Origin of the sequence: Arthrobacter sp. V1I7 (assembly GCF_030817015.1) — a bacterium.
GTDB lineage: Bacteria > Actinomycetota > Actinomycetes > Actinomycetales > Micrococcaceae > Arthrobacter.
The window spans coordinates 3,186,730-3,203,387 of the sequence record NZ_JAUSYS010000001.1; the positions used below are offsets into that span (position 1 = coordinate 3,186,730).

Sequence of the window (16,658 nt, forward strand, 5' to 3'; positions counted from 1 at the left end):
CCGGCCACCAGCGAAAGGGCCCACCATGTCCAACGTCTCCAGCACAACACCTGATTCCCAGACCCGGCCCCGGATCGTCATCGCAGGGGCCGGTCCGGCCGCCCAGGCCCTCGTCCGGCAGCTGGCCCGGACGCCGTTCGCCGGCGGAATCACGATGCTGAGCAACCGCGACGACGCTCCCGCCGGGCTGCTCGAGCTCGCCGCCCTGCCGCAGGTTTCGCTGCGCTTCGGCCAGCCGGTCAGCTACATCGACCCGGACGGCCGGCGGGTCACCACGGCCGACGGCCTGGAGTTCACCTACGACCAGCTGGTCATCGCCACGGGTTCCTCCCCGGCGGGAGCACCCCTGGCGGGCGCCGGCCGCTGCCTCAGCTATTCCACGATCGACGACGCCAACGGCCTCGGCGAAGCCGTCAAGGACGTCACCCGGGTCCTCGGCAGGCGTCCGCTGGGCATCCTGGTCGGCACCGGAACGGCCGCCGGTCAGGCTGAAGCGGTGCTGCGCGCCAGGGGTGTCCGTCCCGTCCGCACCACACTCCGGCCCGCGGCCGTGCTTCCCAACCTCGCGGGTTCGATGCTCCCCGCCGCCGGTGTCGTCTTCGAAGACGGTTCCAGCATGAACGGGGATCTGGTGGTTCTGGCGGAGGAACGGATTGCCCGCGACGCCCTCTCGGTGAGCGCCGGGCTGAAGACCGCCCCGCGCGGCGGCATCGTGATCGGCGAGGACTTCCGCACTTCGGTGCCCGGGATCTGGGCCATCGGGGATGCCGCCGTATTCGACGGCGTCCGGCTGGGACTGCTCGTGGCCGCCGGGTCGGCTGCCTCGGTTTGCGCGGCGCAGCTGCTGCGGGCCACGCTGGCCGAACCGCTCGCGGACGCAGCCTAGCCGCTCGCCTGGGGCGGGCGTGGGGGCCGACCGGCGGGCCTCCGGGGCTTGTTTCTGTTGTGGCAAGATGGACACAGCTAGGAAAGGGACCACCATGAGCAACGAAGCCACTACCGCCGCCGGCAGCACCACCCCCGCTACGCCGGAGGCAACGGCCGGCGCCGGTAACCTCGCCTCCTTCATTGACCACACCCTGCTCAAGCCGGAGGCCAGCGAGGCCGAAATCCTCAGGGTCTGCGCCGAGGCTGCCGAGTACCGGTTCAAGTCGGTCTGCGTCAACCCCGTCTGGGTCAAGACGGTCAAGACCGCGCTCAAGGGCTCCGGCGTGCTGACCTGTTCCGTGGTCGGCTTCCCGCTGGGCGCCACCCCGAGCGACGTCAAGGCCTTCGAGGCCCGCGGTGCCGTGCTGGACGGCGCAGAAGAGGTGGACATGGTGATCAACATCGCCGCCGCCCGCGCGAACGACAAGGGCGCGCTGGTCGATGACATCACCGCCGTCGCCGAGGCCGTCCACGAAGGCGGGGCCATCCTGAAGGTGATCATCGAAACCGGCCTGCTGGACGATGCCCAGAAGGTCCTGGCCTGCGAGGCCGCGGTGGAAGCCGGCGCTGATTTCGTGAAGACCTCCACCGGCTTCAACGGCGGCGGAGCCACCGCGGAAGACGTCGCCCTGATGCGCCGCACGGTCGGCCCGGACCTCGGCGTCAAGGCCTCCGGCGGGGTGCGTTCCCTCGCGGACGCACAAGCTATGATTGCTGCAGGTGCAACACGTATTGGCGCCAGCTCCGGGATCGCGATTGTCAAGGGTGAACAGGGTTCATCCGGGTACTGACCCGTTCCGGCAGCCGCCACAGTTTTGAGCCCCACGGGGCCGAGGAGGAATGAATGTCCAGCAAGACCGAGCAGACGCAGAAGACCGAGCAGACCCCGCAGACCGAGAACAGCCTCGGCTCCACCATCGTCATCTTTGCCGTGATGATGGTCCTGTTCCTCGCGTCCGTGTACTCTCTGTCGTACCTGACGCTGGGCAACGCGTGGCCGATGGCCGTCTGCCTGACGCTGTTCGCCGCTTCGTTCTGGATCCCGCAGACGATCCTCGGCCGCTCGGACTCGGCCGGCGAGAGCTAGGCTGCCACCTCCACGCTTAAATGGCTGAAGCTCCGGATCTCCGGAGCTTCAGCCATTTAAGCGCCCGTCACATCGGCCGCACGGGGCCGGCGGCCGGTCGGACCCCGCTAGCTTCCGGTCAGCCGGCCGACCAGGCTGCTGACGAACCCGGTCCCCAGCGCGACGGCGGCCGGAAAGTGCGCCTCCGCCAGGGCCAGCGCCGCCCCGAACATGCCGATCATGGCGTAGGCGCTGACCGGGATCAGCACAAACCATTCCCGCCGCGACCCCGCCCGGCCCAGCAGCGGGACCGAGAACGCCCCGTTGGCCTTCCAGACGTCCTTCACGAGCGGCAGCTTCCGCAGCAGCTTCGGCGGCTTGATCACCAGCGGCCAGAGCAGCGGCACTCCCCCGGTGGTGATCATGTCCCCCACGATGTGGACCAGCACGCCGGTCAGCATCGAGACCGGGAGCCAGGTCCACTGGTGCGGCGCGAACCACGTCACGAGCCCGGCCATGGCCAGGGCGAAGACCCAGTTGCTGATCCAGCCGTACTTCGGGAAAAGCTTCAGGGCCTTGGCCGCGATGCTGATCAGGAACATGCACAGCAGGCCGGCGCCGAGGGACAGGAGCCCCCAGTCGGTCTGCAGCTGGACCTGCCCGGCCATGGCCGCGAGCAGCACGAAGCAGGCCGCACCGAGCAGCGAGTGGGTGCCCTGCCGGTGCCCGCCGCTGGCGTTCTCGATGCCGACCGCGATCACATTGGACAGCGGCGGCAGCGAGTGCGCCACCGTGCTGGAGCGGTGGTCCCAGTCGCAGACCAGGGCCGTCCCCGCCGTCGCCATCCCGCCGATCACGATCCCGGTGGCGTCCAGCGGATACCAGCCCAGCGCGTAGGGCCCGGTCGAGGCAACAGCCACCCACGCCGCGGCGCCCGACGCGGCGTGGTGTCCTCCCATCATGCGCTAACTCCCCGTCGATGAGACAGATACGGCGGCGTCGGAGAAGATGTTCCGGATGACGCCGTTGGCCCACTCGAGGATCTCGGCGTCCTGCAGGTCCCGGCCGCCGATCCGCGCCGTCTTGGGCTTGGGGATGAGCACCGCATCCAGCGCAGGCTTGGCCTGCGCCCCCGGGTACATCCGGGTCAGGCGCATGAGCTTGGACTCCGGCAGCTGCGCCGGGGAGAACTTGATGAAGTTGCCTTGCAGGGCGACGTCACTCAGCCCGGCCTCGCGGGCACCCACCCGGAAGCGCGCGACGTCAATCAGGTTCGTTGCGGGCAGCGGCAGTTCGCCGTAACGGTCCACCAGCTCGGCGAGGACCTCATCGATCGCCTCGTAGGTGATGGCGCTTGCCAGCTTCCGGTAGGCCTCCAGCCGCAGCCGTTCACCGGGCACATAGTCGTGCGGCAGGTGCGCGTTGACGGGCAGCTCGATCTTCATCTCGGCGGCCTTCTCCTCCGCCTCGCCGCGGTACTCGGCCACGGCTTCGCCGACCAGCCGGATGTAGAGGTCGAAGCCGACGCCCTGGATGTGGCCGGACTGCTCGCCGCCGAGCAGGTTGCCGGCGCCGCGGATTTCAAGGTCCTTCATGGCCAGCTGCATGCCGGCGCCGAGCTCGTTGTGCGTGGCGACAGCCTTGAGCCGTTCCAGCGCCACCTCGCCCAGCGGCTTTTCCGAGGGGTAGAGGAAGTAGGCGTAAGCGCGTTCCCGGCCGCGGCCCACCCGTCCGCGCAGCTGGTGCAGCTGGGAGAGTCCGTACTTTTCCGCCCCGTCCACGATCAGGGTGTTGGCGTTGGAGATGTCCAGGCCGGTCTCGATGATGGTGGTGCAGACGAGGACGTCGAAGCGCTTTTCCCAGAAGTCCACGATGATCTGTTCCAGCCGGCTCTCGGACATCTGCCCGTGCGCCACCTCCACCCGGGCCTCCGGGACCAGCTCGCGGATCCTGGCCGCCGTGCGGTCGATCGTGGACACCCGGTTGTGGACGAAGAACACCTGGCCTTCACGCATCAGCTCGCGGCGGATCGCGGCGGACGTCTGCTTGTCCGTGTACGGGCCCACATAGGTCAGCACGGGGTGGCGTTCCTCCGGCGGGGTGGCCAGGGTGGACGTCTCGCGGATCCCGGTCAGGGACATTTCCAGGGTCCGCGGAATCGGGGTGGCGCTCATGGCCAGGACGTCCACGTTGGTGCGCATCTTCTTGAGCGCCTCCTTGTGCTCGACGCCGAAGCGCTGCTCCTCGTCCACGATCACGAGGCCGAGGTCCTTGAAGCCGAAGTCCTTGGACAGCAGCCGGTGGGTGCCGATCACGACGTCCACGGAGCCGCTCTTGACGCCGTCGGCGGTTTCCTTGGCCTCCTTGCCGCTCTGGAAGCGGGACAGCGGCTTGACGACGAGCGGAAAGCCGGAGAACCGTTCGGTGAAGGTCTCGTAGTGCTGCTGCGCGAGCAGCGTGGTGGGCACCAGCACGGCGACCTGCTTGCCGTCCTGGACCGCCTTGAACGCGGCCCGCACCGCGATCTCGGTCTTGCCGTAGCCGACGTCGCCGGAAATGAGCCGGTCCATCGGGATCTCGCGCTCCATGTCGGCCTTGACCTCGTTGATGGTGGTCAGCTGGTCCGGGGTCTCCACATACGGGAAGGCTTCCTCCAGCTCCCGCTGCCACGGCGTGTCCGCACCGAAGGCGTACCCGCGCGAGGCCATCCGGGCCGAGTACAGCCGGATCAGCTCCCCGGCGATTTCCTTGACCGCCTTGCGGGCCTTGGACTTCGTGCTGGCCCAGTCCGCGCCGCCCATCTTGCTCAACGCCGGGGTGTCCCCGCCGACGTAGCGGGTGACCTGGTCCAGCTGGTCGGTGGGCACAAACAACCGGTCGCCCGGGGCCCCGCGCTTGGAGGGGGCGTATTCCAGCACCAGGTACTCGCGCACGCCGTCGCCGCCGCCCGCCACCCGGCGCTGGATCAGCTCCACGAAGCGGCCGATGCCGTGCTGTTCATGCACCACGGAGTCGCCGGCCACGAGCTGGAGCGGGTCGACGGCGTTCCGCCGCTTGGACGGCATCCGGCGCATGTCCTTGGTGGAACCGGCGGAGGTCCGCCCCAGCAGGTCCGCCTCCGTCAGCAGCGCCAGCTTGAGCGGGTCCAGGACAAAACCGCGGCCGACGGCGGCGGTGGTCACCTCGATCAGCCCGGCCTGCGGATCCTGGTCGAGGGTGTCCACCCGCGCGCAGGGGATGTCGCTGTCGTGGAAGAGTTCCGCGAGGCGCTGCGCCGGGCCGGGGCCCTCGGTGACCACCACAATCCGCCACTGGTCCCGGACCCGGGAGCCGATGAACTCCATCATTTCCGCGACGTCGCCCTGGTAGCCGCGGGGTTCCCGGGCGTGCAGGTTGAGCACGTCGACGTCGGGCAGCAGCTCTTCGTCGCTGGCCAGCGAGGTGATGGACCACCAGGAGACGCCGTGCGCGAGGGCGGCAGTGCGGGTCTCGGTGAGCGAACGGAAGCTGGCCGAGTGCAGGGCTTCGGACGCCGCGGAGGTCAGACCTGTGTCCAGCACCAGGGGGGCTGTGCCGCCGTCGGACGCCGTCGACCAGGCGGCCTCGAGGAATTCCTCGTTCGTGGCGGCGAGGTCGTGGGCGCGGGTGCGCACCTTTTCCGGCTCGATCACGACGGCGATGGAACCCGCCGGGAGCTGGTCCAGGAAGGGGACCATGGAGTCCACCAGCACCGGGGCCAAGGATTCCATGCCCTCGACGGCGATGCCGCCGGCGATCTTCTCCAGCATGTCGGCGGCGGCCGGGAGCTGGGACTTCAGGGTCGCGGCCCGGGACATGACGGAGGGGGTGATCAGGATCTCGCGGCAGGGCGGGGCGTGGAGTTCGGTGGGGTGGTGCAGGCCGGGCGCGGTCAGCGAGCGCTGGTCGGCGACGGCAAACCAGCGCATCTGGTCCACTTCGTCGCCGAAGAACTCGACCCGGATCGGGTGGTCCTCGGTGGGCGGGAAGACGTCGAGCATGCCGCCGCGGACCGCAAACTCACCGCGCCGGGTGACCATGTCCACCCGGGCGTACGCGGCGTCGGCGAGTCGCTTCACGACGCTGCTGAACGGGGCTTCCTGGCCCACCGTCAGGGTGACCGGCACCAGTTCGCCGAGGCCCGCGACGATCGGCTGGACGACGGCGCGCACCGGGGCGACGACGACGCGCAGGGCGCCGCCCGTGGACGTTTCCGGGTGGGCGAGCCGGCGCAGCACCGACAGGCGCCGGCCGACTGTGTCCGAGCGGGGTGAGAGCCGCTCGTGCGGGAGCGTTTCCCAGCTGGGGAACTCGGCGACGGCGTCCGCCGGCAGGAAGGCGCGCAGGGCCTCGGTCAGGTCCTCGGCTTCGCGGCCGGTCGCGGTGACGGCGAGAACCACGGGCGCCTCACCGGCCGTCTCCTTGGCTGTTTCGCCGGCAGTCCCGTCCGCAGTGTCGTCGGCTAGCGCCCTGAGGCCGTCGGCCATTTCCGCGAGCAGGACCGATCTCATCCCGGCCGGAGCGCTGATCTGATAGTCCTCGCTCCGGACGGGGAACCCACGGGCCGCCTCAGCCTGGACCCGGGCATAGTTCCGGTCTTCGGCGAGGACGCGGCGCAAACCGGTGAGAGAGGGGCCGTTGGGGCTCATAGCTGTTGCTCCTGATGGGATCACGGGGGTGCAGGCAACACGAATACCCGAAATTCGTGAGAATCCCGGGGTAACCCAAGCCTACCGCGCAGCCCCGACGCAGGTCCGCAACGGGATGGGCTCCGGCCGGCGATCACCAGCACGTGCCGGGCGGATTGGGTGCGGCCGGCTGCTCCGGATGCGTGCCGAGCGCCCGGCCGGGCCTGGCTAGACCTCTCGGTGGCACTCGAATCGAAATCGGCCGGGCACACCCCGTAGGATACTGGGAGCCCGAATCGTCCGGAACAACAGTATTTGGAGACCCCATGCCCTTGAATGCATCCACCACCCTGCCCCACAGTGTTGACCGCGTTACCGCTGTTTTCGTCAACGAGGAATTCCTGCGCCACACGAGTGAATACGTCGGCGGCACGCTGGAATCCTTTGCCGTGGACGGTGACACTGCCGGCGCGTTTGTCACCACAACCGTCCGGACCGTCCCCACCACCCGGATGCCGGAGATCGCCCGCAAGTTCGTTGGTGAGAGCCTGAAGGTGACCCAGGTCGAAACCTGGGCTGCCCCCGCCTCGGACGGTTCGCGGCAGAGCAGCATCTCGATGAAGGTCGCCGGCGCACCGCTGGACGTCAGCGCAGTCCAGCGCCTGGTGTCCGAGGCCGGCAGCACGCGGATCGAGCTCGAAGGCACAGTCACGTCCTCGGTGCCGTTCCTGGGCGGCAAGATTGCCGAAGCCGCCGAGCCGATGGTCGGCAAGGCCCTGAACATCCAGTCGAAGCAGGCCCAGGCCTGGCTCGAAAGCCACTAGCAGCGTGGAGCTTCCGGCAATCCTGGCAATCGTCCTGATCGTGGCCGGTGTCTGGTCCCTCGTCGTCTGGCCGCAGTTCCTGCGCCGGGTGATGAAGGACCCCCGGGCCCGCGACGCCGGCGGCAAGGCTACCCGGTTCCTTACCGTCCACGTCGTCCTCGTCAGCATCTCGATGGTGCTCGGAGCCGCGACGGCGGGAATCGGGATCGCAGGCCTGCTCGCCTAGTCGAAACAGCCGCGGCACACCCTTTCGCCACGGCGTCACGCCGTCCTGGGCGCTACACCCAGGGAAACGACCGTGAACTACCGGAAGGCGCTGCCGATTGCGACCCCGCCGCCGCGTAGCCACGTGGGAGTTCTTCGCCTACGCGATGATCCTGGGCGCCATAGCAATGTGGCCCACTCCTGTGGACCGCGCCGGGGCGGGGCTGCTGGCTGAGGCGCTGAAGGAACTGCACCAACGAGGGATGCCCGGCTGGATCGACTATGCGTTTGTTGAGTCGGCGTCTAACGTTCTCTTGTTCGTCCCGCTGGGTATCCTGGTTGTCTGGATCCTCGGCAGGCGCAACTGGTGGGCCGGCGGGGCCGCCGGCCTGGTGCTGTCCGCCCTGATCGAGCTCGCCCAGTTCGTCTTCCTGCCGGCCCGTTACCCCACGCTGCTTGATGTCGCCGCGAACACCGCCGGGGCAACCCTCGGCGGCCTGCTCACGCTGCTGGTACTGACTCTCCGCAGGCCCGTGCCAAACCCGCCTCCACGACGTACTCTGTGATCACACCCCTTAGCGGGAGGACCACGGAATGCGGATATCGGTTATCGGCTGCGGGTATCTTGGCGCTGTCCACGCGGCGTGCCTGGCGAAACTTGGTCACGATGTGGTCGGCATCGACCTTGACGCGGGCAAGGTGGCGCAACTGTCCGCGGGGCAGGCGCCCTTCTACGAACCTGTACTGGATGAGCTGCTGTCCGCGCTCGAGGAATCGGGGCGTTTAAGGTTTACCACGGAAATGTCGGCCGCCCACGGATCCGAGGTCCATTTCATCTGTGTGGGCACTCCACAAAAGCGCGGCGAAAACGCCGCGGACCTGCGCTTCGTCGATGCCGCAGTGGAGGCCCTGGCCGCCCAGGTGTCCCCCGGCGACATCATCGCCGGCAAATCCACCGTACCGGTCGGAACCGCGGCCCGGCTGGCCGAGGTCATCGCCGGGACCGAACCCGGCGCCACGCTGGTGTGGAATCCCGAATTTCTCCGCGAAGGCCATGCGGTAACCGACACCCTGAACCCGGACCGGCTGGTGTACGGCGTTCCGGACGGCAGCGAGGACCACCCCGCCGTGGCCATCCTGGACCAGATCTACAAGGCGTCCCTCGCTAACGGGACGACCCGGCTGGTCACCGACTACGCTACGGCCGAGCTGGTGAAGACCGCCGCCAACTCGTTCCTCGCCACCAAGATTTCCTTCATCAACGCGATGGCCGAGGTCTGCGAAGCCACCGGCGCGGATGTCACCCTGCTGGCCGACGCGATCGGCCTCGACGAACGGATCGGCCGGAAGTTCCTCAATGCCGGCATCGGGTTCGGCGGCGGCTGCCTGCCCAAGGACATCCGGGCCTTCATGGCCCGCGCCGGCGAGCTGGGCGCGGATCAGGCCCTCACCTTCCTGCGCGAAGTGGACGCAATCAACATGCGGCGCCGGACCCGCGTCGTCGAGCTGACCCGCCAACTCTGCGGCGGTTCGCTGATGGGCCAGCGTATCGCCGTGCTGGGCGCCGCCTTCAAACCGGAGAGCGACGACGTCCGAGACTCGCCGGCGCTGAGCGCCGCGGCCCAGCTCCAGCTGCAGGGCGCCGTGGTCACCGTCACCGACCCGCAGGCTCTCACCAACGCGGCCAAGCGTTTCCCGGAGCTCCCGCTGGAACCGGACCTGGAAACCACCCTGCGCAGGGCCGATGCAGTGCTGCTGCTGACCGAGTGGAAGCTGTACCGCGAGCTGGACCCGCACGGCACCCGGGCCCTAGTTTCGGCTCCGCGCATCCTTGACGGCCGGAACGTCCTCGATCCGGCCAAGTGGCGCGCCGCGGGCTGGACCTACAAGGGCCTCGGCCGGCCCTGAGCCGGGCCGGGAAGGCCGCGTTCCCGGCCGGACGGCAGGGGTGGGGTTTTAGTGGGAGACGGCCTGTCCGAGCGCGTCTTCCGCGGCGACCCAGGACAGCATGGCGCACTTGACGCGGGCGGCGTAGCGTGCCACGCCCTCAAATGCCGCAGCGTCGCCGAGGATTTCCGGATCTGCGGCCACCTTGCCGCGGGAGCGCAGCACCTCACGGAAACTGCCGATCACGGAACGGAACTCCTCGGCGGACAGGCCCTCGGCAAGGTCCGTCAGCACCGAAGCGGACGCCATTGAGATCGAGCAGCCATCGCCGTCCCAGCGCAGCTCCCTGACCGTGCCGTCCGCGACGGCGACCCGGACGGTGATTTCGTCGCCGCATACCGGATTGAGCTGATGGGACTGGCCGCTGCTCGCGCCGTCGGGGACCGCGGCTCCGGCCAGCCCGCTGCCGTGCCGGGCCTTGGAGTGTTCCAGGATGATTTGCTGGTAAAGCTGGTCGAGACTCATGTACTGCCGTCCTCAGGCTTGGAAGTAACCGCGGACATCGGCGACGGCGTTGAGAAACGCGTCCACATCGTCCGTGGTGTTGTAAAGGTAGGTGCTGGCACGGGTGCTCGCCGTGAGGCCCAGCCGACGATGCAGGGGCTGGGCGCAGTGGTGCCCCACGCGGACGGCAATCCCCCGGCTGTCCAGGAACTGCCCGACGTCGTGCGCGTGGACTCCCGCCACGTCGAACGCGGCCAGGCCGATCCGTTCCTGGCCGGCAGCCGGGCCCAGCACGCGGATTCCGGGGACGGACTCCAGACCCGCCACAAGGCGCTGCCCGAGCTCGAACTCCCAGGCGTGGATCCGGTCCACCCCGGTTTCGCTCAGGTAGTTTGCGGCGGCAGCAAGCGCCACGGCTTGTGAGATCTTCTGCGTTCCGGCCTCGAAGCGTTGCGGGCTGGGCAGGAATCCTGCGCGCTCCATGGTGACGGTCGTGATCATGGAACCGCCGGTCAGGAACGGCGGCATCGCGTTGAGCAGCTCGGACCTGCCGTAGAGCCCGCCGATTCCGGTGGGAGCCAGCATCTTGTGCCCCGAGAAGACGGCGAAGTCCACGTCGAGTGCCTTGACGTCCAGGGGCAGGTGCGGCGCGGACTGGCACGCGTCCAGCACCACGAGCGCCCCCGTCGGCCGGGCGAGGGCAACCAGCGCCGCCACCGGGTTGATGGTTCCGAGGACATTGGAGGCATGGGTGAAGGCAAGGATGCGCGTCCGCTCGCCGATGATGCGGGCCGCGGTGTCGAGGTCCAGGGCGCCGGCGTCGTCGACCGGAATGTGGCGCAGCGTGGCTCCGGTGCGTTCCGCCAACTGCTGCCACGGGATCAGGTTGGCATGGTGTTCCATCTCGGTGACCACGATCTCGTCGCCCGCGGACAGGGCGAAGCGCGCCGCTTCGGGGGCGGCACCGGGCAGCGAGGCGTTCAGGAAGGAGTAGCTGAGCAGGTTCAGGCCCTCGGTGGCGTTCGAGGTCCAGATGAGTTCGTCCGGTTCGGCCCCGATGAAGGCCGCGACAGATTCCCTGGCGTCCTCGAAGGCTTCGGTGGCCTCCACCGCCAGGTGGTGGGCGCCGCGGTGGACCGCCGAGTTCCGCTGTTCATAGAATTCCTGCTCGGCTTCCAGCACGCTGAGCGGGTTCTGCGAGGTGGCACCCGAATCCAAGTACACCAGGGGCTTGCCGTTGACGGTCTGGCTCAGGATCGGGAAGTCATTGCGAATCCTCAGGACCTCTTCGTTTCCCAGCGCTGTGGCTGAGCGGAGGAGGTGGGCTGGTGTGGCAACCATGGGGATAACTCCTGGATCGGCGTTCGGCTGCGGCGCACGGAGCCCGCCGGCCGGAAGGCAGGCAGGTCTATTACGTCACGCAGATTCATCCTAATTATCCCATGCGTCGGAGCTTGTCCCGGGCCGCCCGGGCGGCAGCCCTCCAGGGCTCCCGGTTGAGAGCATCCGGTTCGGTGCCTGCGGGGGCGGAACCGGGGGCCGGGCGGAACCGGGGGCCGGGCGGAACCGGGGGCCGGACGGAACCGGGGGCCGGGCGGAACCGGAGGCCGGGCGCGTCGCCGACGGACAGCACCTAACCCGGATTTTGCATCGGTCGTCGGTCGGGGGTGTTGATGGCGGCTGAGCGGCTGGCGTGTTGTCTGGGCGGATTCCGGGCACCCTCGACCGTCCCATGCGCCGGGGTTGGCGCGGGTTTCCACGTACCCGTGATGGCTGTCTGTCTGCTCGCAGTGATGGGGCTGGTTCCGGGCGTCAGGTCTGCATGATGGCGGTGGGGTTCTTGAGGCTCGCCGCGATGCTTGCGGTGGCTTCGAGTAATCTGTGGATCAGTTGGTGTTCGGGTGCCGTTCCGGGCAGGAGGAGATAGCTCTTTCTGGCGCGGGTGATGATCTTGCCTGCAGTGGCGAAGAGCCGGTAGCGCCAGCGTTTGATGTCCCATCCCTTGGCGTGGTCGCCGGCGGGGAGCGCGGTGAGCTGGAGCCAGGAGACGAGGTTGGAGGCCAGGGCTGCGATCCACGCCCAGGCCTGGTTCGCGGCGAAGTCGAAGAACGGCAGCTTGCCCAGACCGGTGTTTTTCAGGGTCTTGATCCGGTTTTCGCACCGGGCCCGGGCGCGGTGTCTGGCGTCAAGGAACGGGCCGTGCCAGCGCGGTGAGTTGGTCAGGAACGCGGTGATCCGGTGCCCGTCGATGTCCAGCAGCGTCGGTTGCGCGCCGGGGTGCAGGGGCTCGGCGCGCAGGAACAGGTTCGTTCCCGGCGGGTAGTCGGTGAGCGGGATGATGTCGGTGGCGTTGATGACCCAGGCATCGGTCCGGTCGTTGCCGGCCTGGTCCAGGGCCGGCTGCCAGTTCTTCTTGTCGTTGATCCAATCGACCATGTGGGCTTTGGCCGCGGGGACGGGGTAGGAGACGGAGAACTGGGCGTTCCGGCTGTGCAGGTACCAGAGGAACTTCCTTGAGGCTCCGGCGCTGTCGGTGCGGACCAGGACGTTCTCTCCGGCCAGCGCCCCGGTCTCGTCGAAGAATCCTTCGGGCAGGCCGGACACGGCGGTCTCGAAGACGCGGATGTGGTCATCGGCGCTGTTCGCGCCGGCGTTGCCGGGCCGCAGCAGGCAGGCGAGGATTTCCCCGGTGCCGTTACCGGCACCGTAGTCACAGGACGCGATGAAGGGGGCGAAGCCGTAGCCGCCCTTGTAGGTGCCGGCGACGTTTTCCTTCTCCGAGTGTGAGGCCACGAGGGTGGCGTCCAGGTCCAGGATGAGCGGATCCGCCGCTGTCGCCGACAACGCCGGGTTCCGGTTCCCGGCCGCTTCCCAGGCCGTGGAGCGCAGTTGCCGGGTGAGGGTTTCGATGCCATAGCCGAACAGCTCGGGGTTCGTCACGGTCCGTTCGAAAAACCGGGACACCGTCGCGTTCGAGGGCAGCTGGCCGAAGACCCCCGGTGAGACCCGCAGGATGTCCAGATCGGACACGTGTTCACCTCCGGCGGCCAGCATCGCCGCCAGAGAACCGACCAGCCGGCCGGGCCGGTGCGTCGCGCCTGCGGGAACGAACTGGCCCAGCCGGTCCTCGCCCAGTGCCCCGAAACCCAGGGCATCCATGAAACCGGTCAGGACCTTCACCCCGGCGTGGGAGACCAGCGACTGGCCGGTGAAAGTGACCGGAACGGACGGAAAAACACAGGTAGACTTTTGCATCGAAAGGGTGCTCCTTCACTCGGCAAATAACGGTCTAGACAACCACTATTTTCCCAGCTCAGAGCACCCTTTCCCTGCTTAAACACACACCCTCAGCCACCCGCCATGAAATCCCCGGGCTAAGTGACTGCGCCTAAATCAGCCGGATCCGGACAGCTGGAAGCCCCAGCGTGTATCCCGCTGGGGCAGACCGTTTAAGGGAGCCGGCGGCGGCTGGGGGGAGAGCCTCGGTCTCAGAAGGCTCTGACGCCGCCGGCTCCGACCTTGGGGCACAATTGCCGGCTAGGGCACTATGCCGTTCCAATGAAGGAGTACGGAGAAGGAAAGTATTGGCGCGACCACCATTAATGGTGGCAGTAGCAGCAACAGCAATCAAGAGCCGGTTTGGAACGACGCTCCCTTGCTGGTGTAACCCTCGGCCGATGCCCGCCTTGAAGTTTCTCATTTGAGACCTTTGTGGTTTTCAAGAACTGACTTAATTGAACCCCCTTGGCCAAATCACTGCACGAGTAGCCTTTACCCGACTTCTGATTCCATTCGCCCCGTCCCACTACTTGGTGATACTCCCGCGGGGCCTGCAGCCCACTTATGAAGTACGCAGACGGACCGAAGCTCAGGCGTGGATGGACCTGTCACCCCCGCTCAGGGGCATCCTCCGGAACAACCAACGGATGATGGCCTTCCCGCTTCACATCAAGGAGTTCCGCCCGCCGGCTGACTCCGAGCTTGGCGAAGATCCGGCTCAGATGTCCCTCTACCGTCCGCGGCGACAAGGACAGGGCAGCGGCGATCTCGGCGTTCGTGGACCCGGCGGCCACGAGCTCCAGGATCTCCGCTTCGCGGGCCGTCAGCACCGGCCCCTGTTCGCTGCGGACAACGCCCACCTGCCCGGATATGCCGGCCTCGCCCATGAGGCGGTGGAGTCTGCGCTGGACCGCGGTGAGCCTCCAGCGGTCCGGGCTGTGTTCCAGGCACGCGGCCGCCTGTTGGGCAGCCTCGAATGCCAGAAGCCCGTGGCCGGCGGCCGCTGCTTCGTCGCTGATCGCAATCAGCCCGGCGGCGTCGGCGGCGGACACTGCGCGGGCATGAGCTTCCAGCAGCCGCGCTTCGAGCCCCTCCACGGCGCTGCTGCTGGAAGCCAAAGCCGGGGCAGTGCCGGTGTCCCCGTTTCTGAGGACCAGCCTTCGGATATCGGTTTCGACGCCTCGGAGGCCTTGGCGCTGCGCCTGGTCGGCCAATGCTCCGAGATCCCCCTGGCCGCCGCCGGTGCCGGTGCCGCCGCCGGTGCCGGTGAAGCGTTCAACCGTAATGCAATACGCCTCGGAGAGCAGTTGAAGGCTCTGCGGCCCGCGGTAGGCGGCGGCGCGGAAACCTTTCGCCTGCTCCTGGGCTTCCCCCGGGTGGCCGGCCAGGACGGCGGCGTAGCCGGCCACGGCGTGTGCGAACGGCAGCATTTCCAGCGGATCAGCGATGGTGAGTTCTTCCACGCCCAGGATCAGCTCGGCAAGGCTTTCAAGGATTCGTCCCTGACGCAGCAGGGCGTACCCGCGCATCGCGTGGAGCGTTCCCCCGCTGTACAGCAGTCGGGTCGGATGTTCAACGACGTAGCCGTCCAGGACGCTGGCGAGCTCCCCCCATTCCCCGGCGCGGATAAGGCTGAGGCAGTGACGTGCCAGGAGCTCTTCCTGGGCCAGCGGCATCGTCAGTCCTCCACCGGCCACACCCGCCCATGCCTCGCGGTCCAGCCGTAGTCCTGCCAGTAGCCGGCCCTGGGCTGCCCGAAGCTCAGCAAGGAGGGAGACTGCCGGAAGGCGGATCTCCGGAATGGCGGCAGCCGCGTCGATCAGATCCTGCAGGTCCGCCTCAACGTCCGACGACGGTCCTTCCCACCGGCGGTGCAGGATGCCGGCCGCCACCCCCGTGGCGGGCGACTGCGACCACGAGGACTCATTCGAGATCAGCTCGGGGTTTCCGGGAGCCGTCTCCGCCTCCCCTCCCTGCAACTCAACGAAAATCCCGGCCGGGAGCAGGGCTGCCAGGCGCGCCGCGAGGTAGAACGGCCGGCCGTGGCGCCACGGCCGCGCGGCCCCCAGGTAGCCGGCGGCTTCCCCGGGCAGCCCGAGGAGGTAATGTGCGTACGCGAGGTGGATTCTGGCCTCCGGGAGGAACCGGGCGTCCCGGATAGCCTGGGCAGCCTGGATCGCGGCCGCCGGTTCGAGATCCGCGTTGGCCGCCGCGGCTGCCTGGAGCAGCTGTTCAGGCGGCACCTGGGCGCCGCAGTCCAAGGACCAGCGGAGCTGGTTCAGGAACGCCTCGGGCCGGACCGCCCCTGCCGAGGGCAGTGCAAAAAGGCTGGCCCGCAAGGTTGCACTCTGGCCTGCCGGGGCACGGCGTCGGATGATTTCGCCCAGCAGCGGGCTGGCCGGCCGCACGGTACGGTCATGTCCAGATGAAACGGTGATGATTCCCGCTGCCTCCAGTGCGTCGACAGCTTTGGGGCTGCTGAACCGCAGGATCTGCCCCAGTGAGAGCGGCCCGGCGAGGGCCACGATGGCGGCTAGCGTTCTCTCCTCCGGGGTCATTGAACGCAGCTGCTGGTCGACGACGTCCGCGGCCGTCACCCCTGCCAGGTCCGGGTTGGTGCGCAGGAACCATACCCCGTGGCGAAGCACGAGGGCACCGCTCGTCCTCGCGTGCTCGATCAGTGACATAAGCATAAGCGGGTTGCCCTCCGCCACTTCGGAGAACACCGCACTCACCCAGGGCGAGACCTCCGCCCGCAGCACCTGTACACAGAGCTCATGGACCGCGGGGCGGGTAAGGGGTGACAGCTCGAACTTGGAAAGGAGCCCGTCATCCCACAGAGTCAGGAACTGCTCCGGGATCGACGGGCCCGGTCGGCTGGTGGCCAGGATGTCAGCGGCACCAACCGCAACGGCGCGCGCAAGCAGTTCCGTGGTCCCGCGGTCCAGGCACTGGGCGTCGTCGACCACGAAGAGCGGCCGGACTGCCTCAGCCCTGAGGCGGTCCGACATGGCTTGGAGAACGGCAGCGTAGGAGTCCAGCTCGGAATCCGGCAGCTCGGCCAGATAAGGCGCCAGGGCTCCGAACGGCACCGCTGCCAGGGCCCGGGTGGCAATCAGGCGGATCACTGCCCCGCGTGGCCGCAATTCGCGGAGCACCGCCTTGGACACCGCCGTCTTGCCGGTTCCCGCAGCCCCGACGATCAGGGCACCTGACCTTGAGCCGTCGAGCAGGGACCGTGCCACGTCCACGACCAGGCCGGACCGCCCAATCAAGGGGGCGGTCTCAGCGAGGCCCTCCATCCCGGACACCTCCCCCGGT

General features: G+C 68.3%; 13 protein-coding genes. 7 read left to right on the plus strand and 6 right to left on the minus strand.

Features of this window, described 5'->3' with window-relative positions; genetic code table 11:
* Window positions 1-25: 25 nt before the first annotated feature.
* The 3 genes from QFZ69_RS14670 to QFZ69_RS14680 all read left to right on the plus strand — a co-directional run bounded on the left by QFZ69_RS14670 (window position 26) and on the right by QFZ69_RS14680 (window position 2,014).
* Complete coding sequence (locus QFZ69_RS14670; protein WP_306919238.1) at window positions 26-886, plus strand: FAD-dependent oxidoreductase; 861 nt, start codon at window positions 26-28, stop codon at window positions 884-886.
* A 94-nt stretch (window positions 887-980) separates the two neighbouring features.
* The gene (gene deoC / locus QFZ69_RS14675; protein WP_306919239.1) at window positions 981-1,718 is read left to right on the plus strand and encodes a deoxyribose-phosphate aldolase; all 738 of its coding nucleotides are present in this window, start codon (window positions 981-983) and stop codon (window positions 1,716-1,718) included.
* Between the two features lie 53 nt (window positions 1,719-1,771).
* Window positions 1,772-2,014, plus strand: coding sequence for a hypothetical protein (locus tag QFZ69_RS14680; RefSeq protein ID WP_306919241.1), 243 nt, complete (start codon window positions 1,772-1,774; stop codon window positions 2,012-2,014).
* Between the two features lie 107 nt (window positions 2,015-2,121).
* On the opposite strand, the gene QFZ69_RS14685 is transcribed toward QFZ69_RS14680, so the two are convergent.
* Complete coding sequence (locus QFZ69_RS14685) at window positions 2,122-2,955, minus strand: metal-dependent hydrolase (RefSeq protein WP_306919243.1); 834 nt, start codon at window positions 2,953-2,955, stop codon at window positions 2,122-2,124.
* Window positions 2,956-2,958: 3 nt separating this feature from the next.
* Complete coding sequence (gene mfd / locus QFZ69_RS14690; RefSeq protein WP_306919246.1) at window positions 2,959-6,660, minus strand: transcription-repair coupling factor; 3,702 nt, start codon at window positions 6,658-6,660, stop codon at window positions 2,959-2,961.
* Between the two features lie 305 nt (window positions 6,661-6,965).
* Between mfd and QFZ69_RS14695 the strand changes: the two genes are divergently transcribed.
* From QFZ69_RS14695 to QFZ69_RS14710, 4 genes are all read left to right on the plus strand, one after another.
* Complete coding sequence (locus tag QFZ69_RS14695; protein ID WP_306919248.1) at window positions 6,966-7,463, plus strand: DUF2505 domain-containing protein; 498 nt, start codon at window positions 6,966-6,968, stop codon at window positions 7,461-7,463.
* Window positions 7,464-7,467: 4 nt separating this feature from the next.
* Window positions 7,468-7,689: an SCO4848 family membrane protein gene (locus QFZ69_RS14700; protein WP_306919250.1), complete on the plus strand. Its 222-nt coding sequence runs from the start codon at window positions 7,468-7,470 to the stop codon at window positions 7,687-7,689.
* A 97-nt stretch (window positions 7,690-7,786) separates the two neighbouring features.
* Window positions 7,787-8,233, plus strand: coding sequence for a VanZ family protein (locus QFZ69_RS14705; protein ID WP_306919252.1), 447 nt, complete (start codon window positions 7,787-7,789; stop codon window positions 8,231-8,233).
* Between the two features lie 28 nt (window positions 8,234-8,261).
* Entirely contained in the window at window positions 8,262-9,575 is a 1,314-nt protein-coding gene (locus QFZ69_RS14710) for a UDP-glucose/GDP-mannose dehydrogenase family protein (RefSeq protein WP_306919254.1), read from the plus strand.
* A gap of 48 nt (window positions 9,576-9,623) precedes the next feature.
* Here QFZ69_RS14710 and sufU read toward each other — a convergent pair whose 3' ends face one another.
* The 4 genes from sufU to QFZ69_RS14730 all read right to left on the minus strand — a co-directional run bounded on the left by sufU (window position 9,624) and on the right by QFZ69_RS14730 (window position 16,639).
* On the minus strand, window positions 9,624-10,079 hold the full coding sequence (sufU, locus tag QFZ69_RS14715; RefSeq protein ID WP_306919256.1) for a Fe-S cluster assembly sulfur transfer protein SufU: 456 nt from the start codon (window positions 10,077-10,079) through the stop codon (window positions 9,624-9,626).
* A gap of 12 nt (window positions 10,080-10,091) precedes the next feature.
* On the minus strand, window positions 10,092-11,405 hold the full coding sequence (locus QFZ69_RS14720; RefSeq protein ID WP_306919702.1) for a SufS family cysteine desulfurase: 1,314 nt from the start codon (window positions 11,403-11,405) through the stop codon (window positions 10,092-10,094).
* Between the two features lie 465 nt (window positions 11,406-11,870).
* A complete protein-coding gene (locus tag QFZ69_RS14725; RefSeq protein ID WP_306919258.1) occupies window positions 11,871-13,313 on the minus strand; it encodes an IS1380 family transposase in 1,443 nt (480 codons plus the stop codon).
* Window positions 13,314-13,945: 632 nt separating this feature from the next.
* Entirely contained in the window at window positions 13,946-16,639 is a 2,694-nt protein-coding gene (locus QFZ69_RS14730; RefSeq protein ID WP_306919260.1) for a LuxR family transcriptional regulator, read from the minus strand.
* Window positions 16,640-16,658 lie beyond the last annotated feature (19 nt).

Coding starts and splice junctions, on each gene's coding strand:
- QFZ69_RS14725 (WP_306919258.1), bottom strand. CDS start 13,313: ATGCAAAAGTCTACCTGTGTTTTTCCGTCCGTTCCGGTCACTTTCACC.
- mfd (WP_306919246.1), bottom strand. CDS start 6,660: ATGAGCCCCAACGGCCCCTCTCTCACCGGTTTGCGCCGCGTCCTCGCC.
- QFZ69_RS14695 (WP_306919248.1), top strand. CDS start 6,966: ATGCCCTTGAATGCATCCACCACCCTGCCCCACAGTGTTGACCGCGTT.
- QFZ69_RS14710 (WP_306919254.1), top strand. CDS start 8,262: ATGCGGATATCGGTTATCGGCTGCGGGTATCTTGGCGCTGTCCACGCG.
- deoC (WP_306919239.1), top strand. CDS start 981: ATGAGCAACGAAGCCACTACCGCCGCCGGCAGCACCACCCCCGCTACG.
- QFZ69_RS14730 (WP_306919260.1), bottom strand. CDS start 16,639: ATGGAGGGCCTCGCTGAGACCGCCCCCTTGATTGGGCGGTCCGGCCTG.
- QFZ69_RS14680 (WP_306919241.1), top strand. CDS start 1,772: ATGTCCAGCAAGACCGAGCAGACGCAGAAGACCGAGCAGACCCCGCAG.
- sufU (WP_306919256.1), bottom strand. CDS start 10,079: ATGAGTCTCGACCAGCTTTACCAGCAAATCATCCTGGAACACTCCAAG.
- QFZ69_RS14685 (WP_306919243.1), bottom strand. CDS start 2,955: ATGATGGGAGGACACCACGCCGCGTCGGGCGCCGCGGCGTGGGTGGCT.
- QFZ69_RS14670 (WP_306919238.1), top strand. CDS start 26: ATGTCCAACGTCTCCAGCACAACACCTGATTCCCAGACCCGGCCCCGG.